We start from the raw sequence: 340 nt of genomic DNA, 5'->3' as shown, positions 1-340 counted from the left end.
GGCGCCGGCCTTGTAGAGCCGGAACGACCAGCGCAGGAAATCGTCCGCCGTGCCGATCTCGAAAAAATTCTCGCCCGGCATGGTGAAGAGGCTGGGCGCCGCGTCGCGGTACTGCGGATTGAGCACCAGTTCCGGCGGCACCGAGACGATGTCGATGCCGGCGCGCTCGGCAGCCTCGGCTTCGTCCAGCGTCAGCACGCGCAGCATGGTCAGCTGCCGCTTGCCCTTCATGGCGCGCAGATCGGCAACAGTCGGTCTCTTTCGGCTCATTGACTTGTTTCCTCATTCTTTCGTCGGCTCAACCGATATCGATCAGCACTTTCCCGGCCTCGATCTTGAC

At 62.6% G+C, this 340-nt stretch carries 1 pseudogene; it reads right to left on the bottom strand.

From position 1 onward, the window contains the following. Nucleotides 1-270 (bottom strand): annotated as a pseudogene (locus EN786_RS36575) (3-methyl-2-oxobutanoate hydroxymethyltransferase); the annotation flags it as partial. Nucleotides 271-340: the final 70 nt, after the last annotated feature.

It is taken from the genome of Mesorhizobium sp. M4B.F.Ca.ET.143.01.1.1 (assembly GCF_004792275.1).
Taxonomy (GTDB): Bacteria; Pseudomonadota; Alphaproteobacteria; order Rhizobiales; family Rhizobiaceae; genus Mesorhizobium; species Mesorhizobium abyssinicae.
This window is presented reverse-complemented; position numbering and strand designations above follow the sequence as displayed.